General features: G+C 44.5%; 17 protein-coding genes and 1 tRNA gene. 14 read left to right on the top strand and 4 right to left on the bottom strand.

Annotated features, from left to right (window positions below):
* From hemA to nlpI, 6 genes are all read left to right on the top strand, one after another.
* Positions 1 to 1251, top strand: coding sequence for a glutamyl-tRNA reductase (gene hemA / locus FFR00_RS01100; RefSeq protein WP_137671522.1), 1251 nt, complete (start codon positions 1 to 3; stop codon positions 1249 to 1251).
* A gap of 67 nt (positions 1252 to 1318) precedes the next feature.
* The gene (gene prfA / locus FFR00_RS01095) at positions 1319 to 2410 is read left to right on the top strand and encodes a peptide chain release factor 1 (RefSeq protein WP_137671521.1); all 1092 of its coding nucleotides are present in this window, start codon (positions 1319 to 1321) and stop codon (positions 2408 to 2410) included.
* Position 2411: 1 nt separating this feature from the next.
* Positions 2412 to 3251 (top strand): peptide chain release factor N(5)-glutamine methyltransferase, encoded by an 840-nt coding sequence (prmC, locus tag FFR00_RS01090; RefSeq protein WP_137671520.1) that lies wholly within the window; start codon positions 2412 to 2414, stop codon positions 3249 to 3251.
* Between the two features lie 53 nt (positions 3252 to 3304).
* Positions 3305 to 4069 carry a SirB1 family protein gene (locus FFR00_RS01085; RefSeq protein WP_137671519.1) on the top strand — a complete coding sequence of 255 codons (765 nt, stop codon included), beginning with the start codon at positions 3305 to 3307 and terminating at the stop codon, positions 4067 to 4069.
* A gap of 10 nt (positions 4070 to 4079) precedes the next feature.
* Positions 4080 to 4937, top strand: coding sequence for a 3-deoxy-8-phosphooctulonate synthase (gene kdsA, locus FFR00_RS01080; RefSeq protein WP_137671518.1), 858 nt, complete (start codon positions 4080 to 4082; stop codon positions 4935 to 4937).
* 126 nt (positions 4938 to 5063) lie between these two features.
* Entirely contained in the window at positions 5064 to 5933 is an 870-nt protein-coding gene (gene nlpI, locus FFR00_RS01075) for a lipoprotein NlpI (protein WP_137671517.1), read from the top strand.
* Positions 5934 to 5960: 27 nt separating this feature from the next.
* On the opposite strand, the gene FFR00_RS01070 is transcribed toward nlpI, so the two are convergent.
* Together FFR00_RS01070 and FFR00_RS01065 are read right to left on the bottom strand one after the other, a co-directional pair.
* On the bottom strand, positions 5961 to 6833 hold the full coding sequence (locus FFR00_RS01070; RefSeq protein ID WP_137671516.1) for a U32 family peptidase: 873 nt from the start codon (positions 6831 to 6833) through the stop codon (positions 5961 to 5963).
* 13 nt (positions 6834 to 6846) lie between these two features.
* Positions 6847 to 7845 carry a peptidase U32 family protein gene (locus FFR00_RS01065; RefSeq protein WP_137671515.1) on the bottom strand — a complete coding sequence of 333 codons (999 nt, stop codon included), beginning with the start codon at positions 7843 to 7845 and terminating at the stop codon, positions 6847 to 6849.
* Between the two features lie 140 nt (positions 7846 to 7985).
* On the opposite strand from FFR00_RS01065, the gene FFR00_RS01060 reads away from it, so the two are divergent.
* The 3 genes from FFR00_RS01060 (at position 7986) to FFR00_RS01050 (ending at position 11671) form a co-directional block, all read left to right on the top strand.
* Positions 7986 to 8474: an SCP2 domain-containing protein gene (locus tag FFR00_RS01060; protein WP_137671514.1), complete on the top strand. Its 489-nt coding sequence runs from the start codon at positions 7986 to 7988 to the stop codon at positions 8472 to 8474.
* Positions 8475 to 8598: 124 nt separating this feature from the next.
* A complete protein-coding gene (locus FFR00_RS01055; RefSeq protein WP_137671513.1) occupies positions 8599 to 9774 on the top strand; it encodes an extracellular solute-binding protein in 1176 nt (391 codons plus the stop codon).
* The gene (locus FFR00_RS01050) at positions 9764 to 11671 is read left to right on the top strand and encodes a sensor histidine kinase (RefSeq protein ID WP_137671512.1); all 1908 of its coding nucleotides are present in this window, start codon (positions 9764 to 9766) and stop codon (positions 11669 to 11671) included. Before FFR00_RS01055 ends, FFR00_RS01050 begins: the two co-directional genes overlap by 11 nt.
* A 22-nt stretch (positions 11672 to 11693) precedes the next feature.
* Here the strand turns inward: FFR00_RS01050 and FFR00_RS01045 are convergent, their stop codons facing one another.
* Together FFR00_RS01045 and FFR00_RS01040 are read right to left on the bottom strand one after the other, a co-directional pair.
* Positions 11694 to 12086 carry a hypothetical protein gene (locus tag FFR00_RS01045; protein ID WP_137671511.1) on the bottom strand — a complete coding sequence of 131 codons (393 nt, stop codon included), beginning with the start codon at positions 12084 to 12086 and terminating at the stop codon, positions 11694 to 11696.
* A gap of 45 nt (positions 12087 to 12131) precedes the next feature.
* Entirely contained in the window at positions 12132 to 12839 is a 708-nt protein-coding gene (locus FFR00_RS01040) for a murein L,D-transpeptidase family protein (RefSeq protein ID WP_235836130.1), read from the bottom strand.
* Positions 12840 to 12970: 131 nt separating this feature from the next.
* Here FFR00_RS01040 and FFR00_RS01035 point away from each other — a divergent pair, with 131 nt between their 5' ends.
* The 5 genes from FFR00_RS01035 (at position 12971) to FFR00_RS01015 (ending at position 18440) form a co-directional block, all read left to right on the top strand.
* A complete protein-coding gene (locus tag FFR00_RS01035; protein ID WP_137671510.1) occupies positions 12971 to 13687 on the top strand; it encodes an ABC transporter substrate-binding protein in 717 nt (238 codons plus the stop codon).
* A gap of 163 nt (positions 13688 to 13850) precedes the next feature.
* A complete protein-coding gene (locus tag FFR00_RS01030) occupies positions 13851 to 14855 on the top strand; it encodes a TAXI family TRAP transporter solute-binding subunit (RefSeq protein WP_137671509.1) in 1005 nt (334 codons plus the stop codon).
* Between the two features lie 76 nt (positions 14856 to 14931).
* On the top strand, positions 14932 to 16980 hold the full coding sequence (locus FFR00_RS01025) for a TRAP transporter fused permease subunit (protein WP_137671508.1): 2049 nt from the start codon (positions 14932 to 14934) through the stop codon (positions 16978 to 16980).
* A 194-nt stretch (positions 16981 to 17174) separates the two neighbouring features.
* A complete protein-coding gene (locus FFR00_RS01020) occupies positions 17175 to 18167 on the top strand; it encodes a Gfo/Idh/MocA family protein (RefSeq protein WP_137671507.1) in 993 nt (330 codons plus the stop codon).
* A 182-nt stretch (positions 18168 to 18349) separates the two neighbouring features.
* Positions 18350 to 18440 (top strand) — tRNA-Ser (locus tag FFR00_RS01015).
* Positions 18441 to 18564: the final 124 nt, after the last annotated feature.

The raw sequence follows: 18564 nt of genomic DNA, 5'->3' as shown, positions 1-18564 counted from the left end.
ATGACTCTGCAAGTCTTAGGTATTAATCACAAATCGGCTCCCGTCGGCTTGCGTGAAAAAGTCGCGTTTAGCCCCGAGCAGGTCAACCATGCGTTGAGTCACGCTAGTACTCAGCTTGGTGTGGAGATGGTGATTGTATCTACCTGTAACCGAACCGAGCTGTATTGCAATTTAGGCGATCTAGATTGCCAAGCGGTTGTGCAATGGTTAATTAACTACAAGCAGTTATCAGAGCAAGAGGTTAAGCCCTGTTTATATCAATATGAGCAGCAGCAAGCCGTAGCGCATTTAATGCGTGTGGCCAGTGGCTTAGATTCTCTTATATTGGGTGAGCCGCAAATTTTAGGGCAAATTAAACAAGCCTATACCGAATCTCGAGAAGCTGGCGCAGTGGGCAGCGTATTAGAGCGTTTCTTTCAGCGAGCGTTCTCGGTTGCGAAGCAAGTGAGAACTGATACTGATATAGGCGTGAATGCTGTATCAGTGGCGTTTGCTGCGGTGAGCTTGGCGAAACAAATTTTTGATGACATTAGCCAGTCTAAAGTCATGTTAGTAGGTGCTGGTGAAACCATTGAGCTAGTGGCTAAACATTTGGTTGACCAAGGTGTAAATAAGTTAATCGTGGCCAACCGTACGGTATCTCGGGCTAAAACCTTGGGTGATAAGTTTGGTGCAGAGGTCATTACACTAAACGAAATCCCACAGCACTTGGCGGCTTCAGACATCGTGATTAGTTCTACCGCCAGTCCTTTACCCATTATTGGTAAAGGTATGGTGGAAACCGCGTTAAAGAAACGCCGTTTTCAACCGATGTTTTTGGTGGATATTGCAGTACCACGCGATATTGAAGAACAAGTAGGCGATTTGCGTGATGCTTACTTGTACACAGTAGATGATTTACAAGGCATTGTTGAACAGAATATGGCCTCGCGCCGAGAAGCTGCTGAACAAGCTGAATTTATTGTTAGTGCTCAAAGTGAAGACTTTATGGCTTGGTTACGCTCGTTAGAGTCGGTAACCACCATTCGTGATTACCGCAGCCATAGCGAGCGAGTTCGTGATGCTGCAGTAGAGAAAGCTATGGAGTCCTTAGCCAACGGTAAAGACCCCGCAACAGTGATTCGCGAAACCGCCTTCCAACTCACCAACAAGTTGATTCACGCCCCTACCGAAGCCATTAATAAGGCTGGCCGCGATGGCCGTCTCGAAGAGCTGGCTGTAATACGAGAGGCTATAGGCCTAAGAAAATAACCCATTTGTGGTCGATGTTTCGTTGCTAGCTAAAGCCGACGGAATATTGCGTTTATAGAGAGAAAGCATGAAAGCGTCAATTATAACAAAACTTGAAACCCTGAAAGAGCGTTACCAAGAGGTTCAAGTATTACTCGGCGAACCAGAAATTATTTCTGATCAAACTCGCTTTAGAGGCCTGACAAAAGAATATTCGCAGTTAGAAGAAGTGGTAAATTGCTTTACTGCTTATCAGCAAGCTCAAGAAAACTTTGAGTCGGCTAACGAGATGATGCAAGACGACGACCCAGAAATGTGTGAGATGGCTGAGATGGAAGCCTCTGAAGCGAAAGAAAGCATGGCAACCTTGTCGGATGACTTGCAGTTATTGTTATTGCCTCGCGACCCGAACGATTCTCGCAGCGTATTTTTAGAGATCCGCGCAGGCGCGGGTGGAGATGAAGCGGCTATTTTTGCAGGTAACTTATTCCGCATGTACAGCAAGTTTTCAGAGCAGCAGGGCTGGCGTATGTCGGTCATGTCGGCCAACGAAAGTGAGCAAGGCGGTTACAAAGAAATGATCGCTAAAATTGACGGTGAAGATGTATTCCGCTTAATGAAGTTTGAATCTGGTGGTCACCGCGTTCAACGGGTACCAGAAACTGAATCGCAAGGCCGTATTCATACTTCTGCCTGTACCGTTGCAGTATTACCAGAGATTCCTGAAGCTGAGCAAATTGAGATTAACACCGGTGATTTGCGGGTTGATACCTTCCGAGCGTCTGGCGCAGGTGGTCAGCACGTTAACAAAACCGACTCAGCCATTCGATTGACTCACTTACCTACAGGCGTAGTGGTGGAATGTCAGGAAGAGCGCTCTCAGCATAAAAACCGTGCTAAAGCGATGTCGGTACTGTCGGCCCGCTTGCAAGCTTTAGAAGACGATAAACGTCGTGCAGAAGAAACCAGCATGCGTCGTGAATTGGTTGCCAGTGGTGACCGTAGTGAACGTATTCGTACTTATAACTACCCACAAGGCCGCGTGAGCGATCACCGTATCAACCTTACTTTGTACCGTTTAAACGATATATTGGAAGGTGAGTTACTGGCCTTACTTGACCCTATTCTACAAGAGTTCCAAGCTGACCAACTGGCAGCGTTAGCAGAAGGTGAAGGCTAAATTGCCGAGTATTGCCCAGGCTCAAGAGTGGGCCAAGCAAGCTCTAGCGGGAGGCGAGTCACCGAAGATTGATGCTAAGGTGATTTTGCAGCACGTATTACAATGTGAGCAAACATATTTGCTCACTTGGCCTGAGCGTACGTTAACGACCGGGCAGTGGCAGAATTATCAACAACTGGTGGCCAAACGCCTGGCGGGTGAGCCAGTGGCTTATATTGTTGGATCACGCGAGTTTTGGTCGTTAGCCTTAAAAGTCTCACCTGCAACCTTGATCCCGCGCCCAGATACTGAAGTTTTAGTTGAACAAAGCCTAAAGAAACTACTTAATCACGCCGATACTAAAATAGTCGACTTAGGAACCGGCACTGGAGCAATTGCTCTTGCGCTTGCCAGCGAATTACCGCAAGCGAGTGTATATGCCAGTGATTTAAGAGACGAAGCGGCAGCATTGGCGAAAGAGAATGCTGCGCTGTTAAAGCTTGCAAATGTAGAGGTTAGACAAGGCTCTTGGTTTGCCCCCTTTAGTGAGCAAAAATTTGACATGGTGGTGAGTAATCCACCTTATATTGACCCACAAGACCCACACTTGTCGCAAGGTGATGTGCGCTTTGAGCCTAGCTCAGCGCTTACCGCAAAGCAGCATGGCTTGGCTGATATTCAACATATTGTTGAACATGCACCAAGCTACTTAAAAAGTGATGGTTGGTTAATGTTAGAACATGGTTTCGACCAAAAAACGGCGGTTCAGCAGCTTTTAATACAAGCTGGGTTCAAAGATGTATTTACTGAGCAAGACTATGGCGGAATGGATCGCGTAAGCGGTGGCCGGTTTAGTGGCTAATGTGGTTCTGGATTAGCGCTGCCAGTAAAAGAATAAAGTAAGGAAAGAAACGAGTGATTTTTCGCATTTTAGGTATTGAAGAAGAGATCACTGGGCAGTCCTTTGCGTTGGTTCGTAAAACCTTGCATAGGCTGTGGTTAGATTGGCTCAAACTCAACCCACTAGAAGACACGGTTGAGCTTCGATTTGAACAGCTCAAAACGCTTTTTTATAAAGACTTGGGCTTTAGCAGTGATTGGCAGTCTTACTATCACAGTAAGAACTGGTTGATTAGTGATGCCTTGAGCCGGCGTTGTGGTAATGGCACCAGTTTAGCGGTGTTACTGCATTACTTTGCCCGTAAACTCGATATCGAATGTCACGCCTTAGCCTTTCCGGCACAAACAATTTTGGCAGTAAAGCTGACCGATAGATTTATCTATTTTGATGCCTTTGCGGGTGAGCAAAAAAGCCTAAGCCAACTTGAAGTGATTCATCGCGGACATAAAGGTAACTTGGCTCGATTACTGAGTGACAATTTAGAACCGATTAGCTCTTCACAAGTGACAGAGCGCTGGCTGGGCGAATTAAAGAGTGCCTGTTTACGCGAAGATGAGTTTGAGAAGGCGTTGCGGGTTTCTCAAGTGTTACTACGCTTAAAGCCTGGTGACCCACACGAAATGCGCGACAGAGGGTTTATCTACCAACAACTTGATTGCAATAGCGTTGCAATTAATGACTTTGAATATTTTATTGAACAGTGTCCCGACGACCCATTGTCGAAGATACTAAAGGTGCAAATCCACTCCATGGATTCGCAACCTGCCATTTTGCATTAAGAGGAATAGCATGCAGCAGAAAACCGTTAATATTGGCGCAATCCCCGTAGCCAATAACGCGCCATTTACTTTGTTTGCCGGAATGAACGTATTAGAGTCTCGTGAATTAGCGATGCGTATAGCCGAGCATTTTGTAGAAGTAACCAGCAAGTTAGGTATTCCTTACGTATTTAAAGCGTCGTTTGATAAAGCAAACCGTTCATCGGTGCATTCTTACCGTGGCCCAGGCATGGAGCAGGGTTTACGTTTGTTAGAAGAGATTAAGCAGCAGTTTTCTATTCCGGTGATTACCGATGTACATGAAATAGCGCAAGCCGCTCCAGTTGCTGAAGTGGCAGACGTTATTCAATTACCTGCCTTTTTAGCACGCCAAACCGACTTAGTTGAAGCAATGGCTAAAACGGGCGCGGTAATTAACGTAAAGAAACCTCAGTTTTTAAGCCCGTCACAAATGGGCAATATTGTTGATAAGTTTGCTGAGTGTGGCAATGACAAGATTATTCTGTGTGAACGTGGCAGTAACTTTGGTTACGACAACTTGGTGGTTGATACGCTAGGTTTTGGTACCATGAAAAAAGTTAGTAATGGTTCGCCAGTTATTTTTGATGTTACCCATGCGCTGCAATGTCGCGATCCATTAGGTGCTGCCTCTGGCGGTCGCCGTGAGCAAGTTGGCGAGTTGGCTAAAGCCGGTATGGCTACCGGACTGGCTGGATTGTTTTTAGAGGCTCATCCAGATCCAGATAATGCACAATGTGATGGACCAAGTGCATTGCCCTTGTCGAAGCTAGAGCCATTTTTAACGCAGATTAAAGCCTTGGATGATTTGGTGAAATCTTTCGACGTTTTAGATACTCATTCAAAATAAGAAATTTGTCGATAATGGCAACTTTCGGTTTCCCTAATCTTCTTCTCTTGCTAGGGTAAACAACATAAACAGGGCTGAAAGTCGCTATTTTTCAGCCCTTAGCTCAACGAGAAAAATGGAAGTGATATGTTAATTAAAGCCTTGCGCACCGGGTGTATGTTAGTGACTTTTGGTTACCTTAGCGCTTGTGCCAGCACTTCAAGTCAAGCTCCGCAAACGGTGGTATTAGCCACACCTTTACAAGTTAATTATCAATCTGAAGTCGCTCTAGCGCGCCTTGGACAAATGCTTAACTCTGGTGAATACAATCAAGACCAAATGGCGCAGCTTTATTACGAGCGCGGCATTGTATTTGACCGCGTTGGGCTGAGAGCCTTAGCACGCTTCGATTTTAACCGGGCTATTCAGTTAAAGCCTGACTTTGTAGAAGCCTACAATTTCTTAGGTGTTTATTTCACCTTAGCCGAAGAGTTTGATAGCGCATTTGAAGCTTTTGACTCGGCGGTAGAGTTGGCTCCAAATTATAGCTTTGCTTATTTCTATCGTGGAATTGCGCTTAATTATGCCAACAAACCTGAGTTGGCCATCGTTGATGTAAAACACTATGCAGACCAAGCACCTAATGACCCTTACCGTGTGTTGTGGCGCTACCTTATTCAGCTTGAAGCTGGTGAAGAAGGCGCAGCTGCAGAGCTAAGCGAAGCCTTAGAAACGTATCAAAATGAAGATTGGGGTTGGGAAATTGTTCGTTTGTATGCCGGCGAAATCACTCAACAAGAGTTTCTACGCAGCACCATGGATGTAGAGGGTGATAACCGCGCTTTGGCTGAGCGTTTATGCGAAGCTTATTTCTACATGGCTAAATTAGCCCAGCGCGCTGGCGACCCACAGTTGGCAAGCAGTTACTTCAAATTATCGTTAGCCAACAACGTGTATGATTTTGTAGAACACCGTTTGGCCTTGTTTGAACTAAACCGTTATGAGAGCCAGATTTAACTCGCTCTCATCACGATTAGATTTGGTTTAATCTTGCTGGCGAATGCCAGCAATTTGGTGCCAGTAGCCGTTAACACTGTCGGGAGTGGGGAAAGGTTCGCTGGTTTCTGTGCGACGTCGAAAAGCTTCTAAGTGTTCAATACTCTCTTCACCCAGTGGACTAATCCGCACTATATCAACTAAACCCTGCATGCTTTGTTGGTCGTTAATCAAGTCGTAGCAATCACCAGAAAGCGTTTGAATACCGTTAAGTACAAACAGTGGCTGGCCTTCTTGGCTGTCTACTCGACGACCGTTAGGGTAGTTAATACAGCAGGTTTCGCAGTTGTCTTTGCTTTTGCCTTCAGACTGTGCAGTGAAGCAACGCGCGGAATAGGCTAGTGGCAAATGCCCATAAGCAAAAACCTCTATTTCAAAGCGTTCACGAATACCCATTTCAGTACACTCGTCACTGAGCTTTTGAAGCCAATCTCTCGATAGCTCAACTGGCATTACCCAGCGTTGCATGCCTTGGTCTGCTAATACTTTTAAGGCATAAGCGTTGTAAATATTAATGGCTGGGCCACAAACAAATGGCAATTTAGCTTTATGGGCTTCTTCGATAGCGCTGAAGTCATTGGCTTCAATGATAAAGTCACCGTTATCAATCAGCTTTTTTAAGTTACGGATCTCAGACGGTGCCTCTAGTAAGGCCATGGTAGAAATCGCGACTTGCTTACCTGCTTGGTTCAGTTGTTTTGCCAGGTCTATCCAATCTTGTGCTTTCATGTTGCGACGTTTGCTACAAACAGTTTCGCCAAGGTAGATAATGTCTGCGCTACTGGCTTTAGCCAAGTGGTAAAACTCTTCAATTTTATGGTTTGGCCAATAATACAAAATTGGCCCAAGTGCATACTTCATAATGTACCTATTTCTATTGCCAAGCTTTGTGATAAGCGCCTAAGGTAGTTTGGCTGCCTTCAGACAGTTTCGCTAATTGGCTCATCCATTGATTTTTTGCTGCATACTGCTCAGGGTCACGCTGGTAGCTATCAATAGCTTCACGCCACACTTGAGTCACTTGCGCGACATAGGCTGGGCTGCGTTGCCGGCCTTCAATTTTTACTGCAGAGATATTGGCAGAAAACAGTTCTGGCAATAATTCGAGGGTATTTAGGCTAGTAGGTTCTTCAAGCGCATGATAACGGTGGCCATCTACATCGAAACGGCCCTTACACAGCGTTGGGTAACCAGCTGTTTCATTGGGCCCATAGCGGTCAATTAGAATGTCATTCAGGCGAGATTCTAAGCCTTGTTCGGTTTCTTGCCAGCGAACAAAAGAAGCTGGTGAACAGGCTCCAACCGTATTTGGTGATTCGCCAGTTAAATACGATGACAAATAACAGCGCCCTTCTGCCATGACACACAAGCTACCAAAGGCGAATACTTCAAGCTCCATATCTGGGCAAGCTCTAGAAAGTTGCTTAACTTGGTGTATCGATAGCACGCGTGGCAATACCACCCGTTTTACATTGAAGTTACGTTGATAGAATGCAATTGCCGAGGCATTAGTGGCCGAGGCCTGCACCGATAAATGTACCGTTAAATTAGGATGACGCTGTTTAGCATATTCCAGTAAAGCAATGTCGGCCAAAATCACCACATCGGCACCAATTTCAACGGCGCGATCAATGGCTGCAAACCATAGGTGGTGTTGCTGAGGGTGAGCAAAAGTGTTGATTGCTACATGCAATTGGCGCTGGCGGCTTTTTAGGTAATCAACGGCTTTATCTAGTTTTTTGCCTTCGAAGTTTAAACCCGCAAAGTGGCGTGCGTTAGTGGCATCTTTAAAACCGATATAAATGGCATCGGCGCCGTGGTCTACCGCTGCTTTAACTGCAGGTAATGAGCCGGCAGGACAAAGTAATTCCATATGTCGCTCTACTAGAGATTTTTTGTCATTCTACTGGGCTTAGTTCTATTGGATATTGACTCAGCGCAGCTTTGCGCTATGCAAACTTGAGTAAACTGAGCCACTTATATACGTTGATTTTATTTTTATGAGGTAACTAAGTGCTTACTCGCTTGAAACGGTCTTTAGTGAAAGAAATGCCAAGGGTATTGAGTTTACCTGCCAAATATTGCCCTTTTTCTTTACAAAGTTTAGTGATAGAAAAAGCCTTAGCAGTATCCTTTGCCGAGGCCATTGAAGACGGTGACTTGGACTTTCTAGAACAGCGCCATTTAAAGCTGACAGTGAGTGATTTAAACGCGAGTTGGTACATTACTTTTAGCCAGCAGAAATTGCAGGTACAAGCCAAAGCTGACACTGTTGATGTGAGTTTTTCCGGTGAACTAAATGACTTTGTGTTGATGATGGGGCGTCAAGAGGATCCTGATACGCTTTTTTTCCAACGCCGATTGAAAATAGAAGGCGATACTGAATTAGGTCTAGAGCTTAAAAATCTCTTGGATAACTTAGACATTGATGACTTGCCTAACTGGGTAAAAGCAGCGCTTACTCAGAGTGCTGAATTAGTGGCGCAATACCAGCCTGCATAGACCCAAAATAACCAAACTGCAATCACTTAAGTGATTGCTATGTCTCGAATTATAAGCCCATTTTAGGCGCAAACAGCTTCATTTGAACTACACTCAATGCAGGGTGGATGAAGAAGAGGTTTGCATGCGAGTTGGGTTGCTGCTTTTATGTCTATTAGGGCAAGGCGCTAGCGCAGTCGAGATAAGTTTTTTGTACTATCGAGAACAAGGTAGCGCTACCTTCCGAGCGCTGCTTGAAGAGTTTTCTCGAGACCATAACCATCTAGTTACGTTATACCAAATCACCTCAGAAAGTTTAAAACCCTCTTTAATAAAATCAGTACTGCAAGGTACTGCGGCCGATGTGGTTTTTGCCCCTTCAGACTTCGTAGGTATTGCCGAACAAGGCAAATTTTCTGAGGTTCCGCAGGCGCTCATTAGCCAGAAAACCAATGCCGAAATTCAACTCACTGCCAGCATCGATAATACGCTTTACGGTATTCCCATTTTACAGGGGAATCACCTCATGCTGTTTTACAATCGCCGTCTAGTAAAAGAACCAATAACGACTTGGCAGTCTTTGTTAGAGCAAAAGGATCAGTTTGATGAGGCTGGTGTGGCTGCTATTGGTTGGAACTATTCTGAGATGTATTGGTTTGCGGGCTTTTACAATACTTTTGGTGGGCGAATGACTCGTGGAAAATTGGTGACCTTAAATGACCCGCCAATGAATGATGCGCTTAATTTTTACAAAAGCTTAGCTACCCGAGGGTTGGTGAGCTCTGAGTGCACCTACGACTGTGGATACAAAGATTTCATTGAAGGCAAAGTAGCATATGCAATAAACGGTGAGTGGGCAGTTGCTGATTTTGAGAAGCACTTAGGGGATGACTTAGGTATTGCGTTAATTCCCAATATTGGCAAAAAAGCCTTTCGACCGTTGTCTTCTAGCTTAGTGTTAGTGTTTCCTGATAACAGTTTAGATGGCCCCAAAGCCGAGGCGCTTAAGCAATTAAGTGTATTTTTGCAAAGCGAAAAGGTTCAGCGCGTACTTTACGAAAAGGCGCGTTTCTTACCGGTAGATAGCCAACTAATTAGTGAAATAAAAGTAAACTCTGATGAAAACGAAAGCGCAATGCTGGCTCAACTAGAGTTAGCGGTACCGATGTCGGCCGAGGCAGCACAAGGCAGTGCTTGGATTGGCTTGCGTAAGGGATTTGAGTTATTTAATAAAGGCGTCATTGATGCAAATAAGGCCGGAGAGTATATGCAGCAATATGCCGAAAGAGATTATGGACAGCATCTAAAAAATGAGAATTAAGGCCAACCAACTTAGAACCATTTTAGCGCTTAGTATTTTACTTGGAGCCTTGTTGCCCAGTACGCTTATTGGCTCGTTTATGCTCAAGCAAATTGCTGAGCAAGATCAACAGGCTATTACTCAAACTTTGTATTTAAAAGCTAATAACATTGCTCAAAACATTCAGCACAGGGTGCGCCAATTACTATTAGATTTGCAAAGTTTGGCGCAGGTAAATGATGTTGTATTAACACCCACCTCAGCAATTTTTGGTTTCCATTCTAATCAGCTAATAACTGAAGTACTGCAACAAAACGATTGGGCCTCAGCGATTTATATTGTTGATTTAGATGGCCGAATTATTGAAGGTGCGCCACTTCAAGCTGAAATTCTAGATCTAAAAGCGCATTTACCTGCAGTTCGCAGGCTCAATCAGTTAGTCAAACAAGGTAGTAATAATGCGGTGGTAGAAGTATATCAAGACGCCGAGTTTGCCCAATTAGTAGAAAATGGCGAGGCAATAGACAGCGATTCGGGTTTGTTGCTGATGCAACCTTTAGTACAGAAAAACTTAAACGCGATAGAGAACAGCCAACAGGTGGGGGCGTTGTTGGTTTTTGTGCCGATGCAATCGCTATGGAAAGAAGCTGAGTCGAGGATTTCTCAGCACGGAAGTTTAGAGCTATTTCACTCGCAGCGTTTGTTATTTAAAGGCACTAAAGGCGAAGAACCGATTCGTAGGTTTTACATAGATGTAGACTTAGATTTGAGTAATATGTCGGAGCCCTTGTCGCTATCACTAAGTGCTGAAAGCCGCTCGTTTTGGGGCTTGTTGGTAGAGCGCCAATCTAATGTTGTGATTATATTGTTGGTGATTTTTGTTTTGGTGGCGATTATCGCGCTAATGCTAACTCGACGTATTGTGGATCCCTTAGAGCACCTTAGTCGTTTGGTGGCTAACTACTCAGAAGGCCGCTACGACAGTAAAGCGCCGTCGTTGGCCTATGAAGAGTTCAATCAAGTGGGGAGTTTACTTAATAGCATGGCGGAGAGAGTGACTCGAGATCAGGAACAACTGGAGCAACGAGTTACCGAGCGCACTTATGAGCTCGAGCAAGCAAATCATACTCTACAAGATACATTGGGTAAGTTAAACGATACCCAATTAGAACTGGTGGAAAAAGAGAAAATGGCAGCCTTGGGTGGCCTGGTAGCTGGAATGGCTCATGAACTTAACACCCCCTTAGGAGTAGGAATTACCGCGGCCTCTCAGTTGGTGAGTAACTTTCAAACGATAGGGCAAAGTTTAGAAAATGGAACCTTAGCCCGCTCAGACTTAGAAGCGTTGATACGCCAAGGGGCAGAGGGCGGTGAATTACTTGAAAGCAGCTTGCAGCGCTCGGCAGCCTTAGTTAATACTTTTAAGGCCTTGGCTGGCAGCGACATTGATGCCAGTTTGCAGCGACTAAATCTAAAAACATGGTTGGAGCAACAGCTACAAATGTTTTTGCAGCCTTTTTCGGAGCGACAAATTCAGTTGTCTATTTCTGGCGCAAATCCAAATATGTTGCTTAATCAGCGCGCAGTAGAATTGGTATTTTCTTGTCTAATTGATAACTCAATTCAACATGGTTTTTCTAGCCAAACCTTCCCGCATATTAAAGTGGATATTAGCGCCTCACATGAGACTGTTGAAATTGTTTATCAAGACAATGGAACAGGCGTGCAAGCCGAAGATATAAACCTCATCTTTAATCCTTTTTATACAACTGGGCGCAGCTCTGGCAATGTGGGCTTAGGGTTAAATCAAGTATATAACTTGGTGCATCAACACTTACTTGGCAGCGTAGAGAGTTTTACCGCTGAGCCGCAGGGTTTGGGTTTCAAAATCAATTTGCCTAGAGAATACGGTAAGTAGTTGAATGTAAGGTACTTCCCTCTTAGCCCTTTTGAGGCCAAGTAACGATTTTTCCATTATCAAAAATAGTCCCTGACTGGGCGACCTGCAGTGATATAAAAATGTTGTTTAGCGCAATATGACTGTGCTGATGAATGAGCTTAGCTAGCAAGCTTAATAGCTGCTGCTGGCGCTTCTCACTGTGTACATCGGGTACGATCAATTCTGCAATGAGAGGAGGTTGATGAACATGTTGCTGCATGTGTACTTGCTGGTTAACGAAGTAGTGCCCTGGCTGAATGTATTGCCAGTCAAGGCTAATATGCTCTAGTTGAATCTTGGCCTGTTGGGCAAAGTCTTTGGCCAGTTTGTTCAAAAGCGCTGGCATATCTACTGAGTCGGTCAGTGCTAGGGAGCGAATATGCACAATTGGCATTAACAACTTCTCCTTTTACGAGTTAAGCAATACGCTTAGCCTAACTCATTGGCTAAATTGTTCAAATTGTTGTTGAATTTGTTTATATAGCTCACCGGTCCATTCGGGTAAATGATCTGGTACTGGGAATAAGGATAACAGTCGTGGATCGTGAGGGGCAATGACCACTTTACTGTTGTTGGGGCCAATTCTCTCCACCAGTACAAACAAGTCTTCGATGTTTTGGTCACCCATGGCTAAACAGCCTACCGATGAGGTTTTACCGTGAATAAAAATATTGGAGCCGGGCTGATGGCGCTGTTCTAGTTTAGCTTTCTCTAAATCAAAACTGTTGGGATAGTTTAGCTTCATCGAAAGGTGGAATTTGCTATTTGGATTTAAAGCGTTTATTTCGTAAATCCCTTCGGGCACTTGTAAGTCGCCTTCACGCAGTTTTGGGCCTGCAGTGCCGCTGGCATGTCTAATCCAATAGGTATTTATATACTTAAACCCCTCTCCACTGTCTGCCCAAAGCTCCAGTCGGCGTGACCGTTTGCTGGCCAATAAAGTTATTTTTTGTGGGGGGTAGTCCACTTTAGCGGCGACAAATAGCGGTAATAGCCGCTTTAGACTATCGTTATGATAAGTCTTAATCACTTGTTTAATAGAGCGTTTACCCGCGGCAGTCGGCTGGCTTTCATGCCAAGCTGAGGCATGCAGAGAAGCGCTGCAAAAACTGAGTAACACTGCGCAGCACAGTCGATAAAAACTCAAAGGCTAATACTCTATCGAATAAGTGAGTGAGAAGTGTACTTGTACTTAATCAGAAGTGCTATAGCTGGCCAGTTTGCAATGGCATTATCGCCATTATCATCAAAGGCCGTTAGCCTAAAGAGGACATTTGTTTGCTCAATATCAAGCCTTTTGTCTTTGCTATGTTGTTTTCCAGTACGCCTCTTTATGCCCATACTTTGGAAGAGTTGCGGTATTACAGCGAAGAATATTTCCCTTACAACTTTACTGAGCAAGAACAGGTAAGTGGTTTTTCTATTGAGCTTTTAACGTTAGTCTTTAAACAGCTTGGTAGCCCAATGCCAAAGGTAGAAATGGTGCCTTGGGCACGTGGCTATTCTATTTTGCAGCAACAAAGTTATACGGTGTTGTTCTCCACAATTAAAACTCATCAACGTAAAGACTACTTTAAGTGGGCTTGCCCGATTAACTCTGCCAAAGGCCAGTTTTATGGCTTGTCTGATAGTAAATTGAAGATTTCCCAACTGAGTGATGCTGCGAGCTATAAAATTGCGGTGATTAAAGGGCAAGCAATAGACGGTTACTTAAGTAACACCGAGTTAAAAGACAATCTGCACAGGCTAAAAACTGTTGAGCAAGCGTTTAAGTTGTTAGCCTTACGCCGAGTCGATTTAATTGCGCTTGCCGAGCAAAGCGTAGTAGGGCATGAATCAAGTTTTAAACCCATTTTTCGCTTATTTGAACACCAATATTGTTTTGCCTTTAATCGCTCAATTAGTCAGCTAGAGTTACAACGCTTTCAACAAGCCTTGGCGCAGGTACGTGAATCTGCCGAGTTCGCCGCTCTCTTTAAAAAGTACTTTGAATAGCGTTATTTACCATTTGCAACTTTAGTCGAATAGCTATGTTAATAGCTTGTTAATTTAAGCCGCGATGTCTAGGATGAAAATTCATTAAATCATTGTGATTTCATAATCAACACCGTGTTTGGCTCGAGTTGTATCTGGGCTGCTTACTAAGGAGAGTAAAACCATGCGTAACTGGCTTGGCAAGGTCGCGTTAATCGCGAGTGCATTATCTTTTTCAGTACACGCTGACACAGGCACTAATTACCTGTTAGCAACAGCCAGTACTGGCGGTACTTATTACCCAGTGGGGGTGGCGTTAGCCACTTTAACGAAGGTGAAAATTCAACCTAAGCACAAAGTGAGTGTTTCGGCGATTAACTCTGCAGGCTCTGGTGAGAACATTAAGCTTTTGCGTGACAAAGAAGCGCAGTTTGCCATTTTACAAGGTTTGTATGGTTCATATGCGGTAAATGGTACTGGACCTTTGGAGAAGGAAGGCAAGCAAACTCACCTTCGTTCTATCACTATGTTGTGGCAAAACGTTGAGCAATTTGTGGTGAAAAAGGAGCACGCTAAAAACGGTGATTTAAGTGATTTACTGGCGTTGACGGGTAGCAAAGTAGCTTTAGGTAAAAAGAACTCGGGCACCATTGGTTCCAATCGTTTTTTACTGAGTAATCTTGGTGTGGATATAGATAAACAAATGGAGCTGTTTTCAGCAGGTTATGGTCCATCAGCAGAAGCCCTGCAAAATGGCCAAGTTGAAGGCATTAACACACCTGCTGGTGCACCTACTGGTGCGGTAACCAAGTTGTTTGCAGCCGCTGCAGCGGATGTTATGCCCCTTGCGGTGACTGATGAACAGATGAAAAAGGCCAATGGTGGTTTAGGTTTGTGGACCCGTTATGTTATCCCTGCCGGTACTTATCCAAATTTAAGCGAAGATTGGAATACTATGGCGCAGCCTAATTTTCTGGCAGTACATGCTGATGTAGATGAAGAGTTTGTCTACCTGCTCACCAAAACCGTTTACGAAAACTTAGGCTTTTTGCAAGCCATTCATAAAGCGACTAACGCTATGGCCTTAGACAAAGCGCTTGCCGGTTTACCCGCTCCGCTACATCCAGGCGCTGCTCGTTACTACCGCGAAGCAGGCTTAGATATTCCAGATCACCTTGTTGCCAACTAGTTAGCGTGGCTTAAAGCCTAGGTGTAGTGCCTAGGTTTTTTCTTTTTAGATTCTTCTACCTTCAGGATCCTTAAGCATGCAGTGGAACGCCGTACCTGACAGTATTCGTCAGGAAATTGAAGATACCCGTGCTGTACCCGTGGTTTATGGTTTGGGTATTGTAATTAGCCTCGCTCATGTTTATTTCAATATCTTTGCCGACATCGCAGTGCTACAACAGAACATCTTACACTTCGCTGGTTTTGTACTGTTATGTGGCCTACTTAAGCCGTTAACAGACAATAGATTTGTTTCATTGCTTGATAAGGTATGGGTGTTAGCGATTGCGCTATCTGCAGTTTATTTACTGTTTGCTGAAGACCTAATCTATGAGCGTGGAGTACGTTTAGTCGCTTTAGATTGGTTGTGTGGCACGGTAGTGATACTCGGCGCTATCGATATGACTCGCCGAGCAACCGGTTGGGTTATCCCCATCTTAATTGTAACCGCGATTTCTTATTTAGCATGGTGGGGGAATTTTGTTCCTGGGGTGTTTCAGTTTAAGGGTCTTAGCTTAGAAACCCTTTTGTTTAGAAGTATTTATGGCGACGATGCCATTTTTGGCAATATTGCTCGAATTTCGGCCAGCTTTGTATTTATGTTTATTTTGTTTGGCGCGTTCTTACTGCGATCTGGGGCTGGTGACTTTGTCATTCACCTATCTAAAAGTATTGCGAGTCGTTTAGTCGGAGGGCCGGGCATTGTTGCGATTATTGCTTCGGGGTTAACCGGGACTATTTCTGGCAGTGCTGTGGCCAATACCGCATCAACTGGTGTAGTCACTATTCCACTGATGAAAAATGCCGGCTTTAGCCCTCGATTCGCTGCAGCAGTAGAAGCATCAGCCTCAACAGGTGGGCAAATTGTTCCGCCAATTATGGGGGCAGGGGCTTTTGTCATGGCCAGTTATACTCAGATCCCTTACAGCACTATTGTTATGGTGAGTATTTTGCCCGCGATACTCTACTTCGCCTCGTTAGTGTTTTATGTGCGAACCGAGTCTTACAAGGCCGGGCTTACTCGCACCATGGAAAAGGCACCACCGCTGTTACCAATGGTGATGCGCGAAGGTTTGTCGTTTATTGTGCCAGTTACCCTGCTCATTGTGTTGTTAGTGATGGGGTACACACCCACCTATGCAGCAGTAATCGCCATCATCGCTGTTATTGTTAGCTCTTGGTTTACCCCCAATAAAATGGGCTTGCGGGCTATTGCCGATGCTTTTGCGCTGGGTTCTCGAAATATGGTGGTTACGGCGGTATTGCTTTGCTCTGTAGGCTTAATCGTTAACGTTATTGCCACTGCTGGTATAGGCAATACATTTTCTTTGATGATTACCGAGTGGTCGGGTGGCAGCTTACTTATTGCTTTGTTACTGGTGGCTATTGCTTCCTTGGTATTAGGCATGGGGTTGCCTGTTACCGCCTCATACATTGTACTGGCTACTTTGTCTGCGCCAGCTTTACTGCAACTTATGGCTAATGCTGAGTTAGTGAATGTATTGAGCTCTGGAAGCATCAGTGCAGAAGTTCAAGCAGTGTTAATGCTGGTAGGCGTTAGCCCTGAGCAAGGCAGTTTAAGTTTGGCTGAAGCGCAGAACGTTATTGCGCAAATGCCAGACGAAATGATGGCCTTATTGCGTCCGATGCTGCTTGATGAGGCGACTATTTCAATGTTGCTGTTAGCATCCCACTTAGTCATTTTTTGGTTATCGCAAGACAGTAATGTTACGCCGCCAGTATGTTTATGTACGTTTACCGCAGCCGCTATTGCTAAATCCCCCCCAATGGCTACTGGCTTTACCTCTTGGAAAATTGCCAAGGGTTTATACATTATTCCGCTATTGTTTGCCTATACGCCACTTGCTCACGGTAACTGGCTAGCTGCGCTTCAAGTGTTTGGGTTTGCTTTACCCGGTTTATATGCTTTTACCTTGGTGATGCAAGGCTGGCAAAAACGAAAATTACAGCATTGGGAGAGGGCATTAATGGCCTGTATAGCATTAGTGCTGCTTTGCCCATTGGCGCTGCAATGGCAGATTATCGCCTTGGCCGTTTTAGCGATAGCCATGGTTTACTTTAGTTGAAGCTCGCAAGCCGTAGTGAGTGCTTAGCATGATGTTTTTATTGATTTAATCATGAAAAGTTTCATTGAAAAAACGTGCTAGTCGATGCGCTTCACAGTTTGTTATATGTTTTAGGTGCAAGCGGGAGCGTGACTGGCAAGTGAACATAAACGGGTTAAAATAAACCTTTATTTGACTTATCAAAGAGAGCGAACATGACAGATCGCGCATTTAATTGGGGGCTCATCGCTCCTGGTCGTATTGCCCGTAATTTTGCTGAAGCTTTAGCTGTAGTTCCTAACGCTGAGTTATATGCGGTGGCGAGTTCAAACTTAGCGCGAGCTCAAGCATTCGCTGATGAGTTTTCTGGCCAATATGCCTATGATGATTACCAGCGCTTAGCCGAAGATCCAAATGTAGATGCTATTTACATTGCCAATCCCCACCGGTTTCATTTTGACAGTATTAAAATGTGTCTAGAGGCTGGCAAGCCGGTGCTATGTGAAAAACCCCTCACAGTAAATGCCGCGCAAACTCAAGCCTTGGTTGATATCGCTGAGCAGAATAAGGTGTTTTTGATGGAAGCCTTATGGACCCGTTTCCAGCCTGTCTGGCAACAAGTTCGCCGTTGGTTAGATGAGCAATTGATTGGTGATATTAAGCTAATGAGTTCTAGCTTTGGTTTTAACATTCCGCGTGATGATAATGACCGCTTACTAAATATCGACTTAGCGGGTGGCTGTTTACTGGATATGGGCGTGTATAACGTATCGATGTCCCAGTTTATTATGCAAAGCAATCCGACTAAAATTTTAGCCGATGGCATTGTCGGTGAAACGGGTGTTGACGAGCGTAGCTCGGTGATTCTGAATTACGGTAACGCGGCCAGTCAGTTTACCTGCAACTTTCTGGCTACCACCGAAAATGATTTTACGATTTATGGGACTAAAGGTTCTATTCGAGTGCCAAACATGTTCTGGGTAGGTACTAAAGCCAGCTTGCGTGTTGGTGGTCAAGCTGAGCAGATGCTTGATTTCCCATTTAAGGCCTCTGGATTCGAGTATCAGATTGAAGAAGTGATGCAATGTGTTGCGGCAGGCAAGTTACAAAGTGAAGTCATGGGCTGGCAAGACAGTATTGCTACGATGCAAACATTGGATGAAATTCGTGCTCAAGTTGGCGTTCGTTATCCGTTTTTAGGTGAATAAAAGGTACTAATTAAGTCTTTGGGTTAAGGCTAAGCATTTGCTAGTTGACCTAAAAAAGACGAGGACTGGCGAATAATTCAACGAGCAGAGAAAAACTTACGCTTAATTGACTGAATTGCGAGCGGTTAAACGGTTTTAGTCTTTACATTCTAAATTCATATACGTAATATTCACACCGCTGCGGAGGGGTGGCAGAGTGGTCGAATGCACCGGTCTTGAAAACCGGCAAGGGTTAATAGCCCTTCGAGAGTTCAAATCTCTCCTCCTCCGCCATTTTTAAAAAGCCACGCTATTGCGTGGCTTTTTTCGTTTTAAACAGTATAAAAACATTTCCCGATTTTAAATATCTGAAATTAAAGCTATTTCTTCCACCTATCTTTACAGTTTCAAACATATT

This window comes from Agarivorans sp. Toyoura001 (assembly GCF_005405585.1).
Classification (GTDB): domain Bacteria; phylum Pseudomonadota; class Gammaproteobacteria; order Enterobacterales; family Celerinatantimonadaceae; genus Agarivorans.
The sequence above is the reverse complement of the archived record's forward strand: the minus strand, read 5'-3'. Positions and strand labels throughout refer to the sequence as shown.

What these genes read in the sequence shown, in the direction of transcription:
- prfA (WP_137671521.1), top strand. Translation starts at nt 1,319, where the DNA reads ATGAAAGCGTCAATTATAACAAAACTTGAAACCCTGAAAGAGCGTTAC.
- FFR00_RS01045 (WP_137671511.1), bottom strand. Translation starts at nt 12,086, where the DNA reads ATGCCAATTGTGCATATTCGCTCCCTAGCACTGACCGACTCAGTAGAT.
- FFR00_RS01055 (WP_137671513.1), top strand. Translation starts at nt 8,599, where the DNA reads ATGCGAGTTGGGTTGCTGCTTTTATGTCTATTAGGGCAAGGCGCTAGC.
- FFR00_RS01025 (WP_137671508.1), top strand. Translation starts at nt 14,932, where the DNA reads ATGCAGTGGAACGCCGTACCTGACAGTATTCGTCAGGAAATTGAAGAT.
- FFR00_RS01050 (WP_137671512.1), top strand. Translation starts at nt 9,764, where the DNA reads ATGAGAATTAAGGCCAACCAACTTAGAACCATTTTAGCGCTTAGTATT.
- FFR00_RS01020 (WP_137671507.1), top strand. Translation starts at nt 17,175, where the DNA reads ATGACAGATCGCGCATTTAATTGGGGGCTCATCGCTCCTGGTCGTATT.
- FFR00_RS01065 (WP_137671515.1), bottom strand. Translation starts at nt 7,845, where the DNA reads ATGGAATTACTTTGTCCTGCCGGCTCATTACCTGCAGTTAAAGCAGCG.
- kdsA (WP_137671518.1), top strand. Translation starts at nt 4,080, where the DNA reads ATGCAGCAGAAAACCGTTAATATTGGCGCAATCCCCGTAGCCAATAAC.
- hemA (WP_137671522.1), top strand. Translation starts at nt 1, where the DNA reads ATGACTCTGCAAGTCTTAGGTATTAATCACAAATCGGCTCCCGTCGGC.
- FFR00_RS01030 (WP_137671509.1), top strand. Translation starts at nt 13,851, where the DNA reads ATGCGTAACTGGCTTGGCAAGGTCGCGTTAATCGCGAGTGCATTATCT.
- FFR00_RS01070 (WP_137671516.1), bottom strand. Translation starts at nt 6,833, where the DNA reads ATGAAGTATGCACTTGGGCCAATTTTGTATTATTGGCCAAACCATAAA.
- nlpI (WP_137671517.1), top strand. Translation starts at nt 5,064, where the DNA reads ATGTTAATTAAAGCCTTGCGCACCGGGTGTATGTTAGTGACTTTTGGT.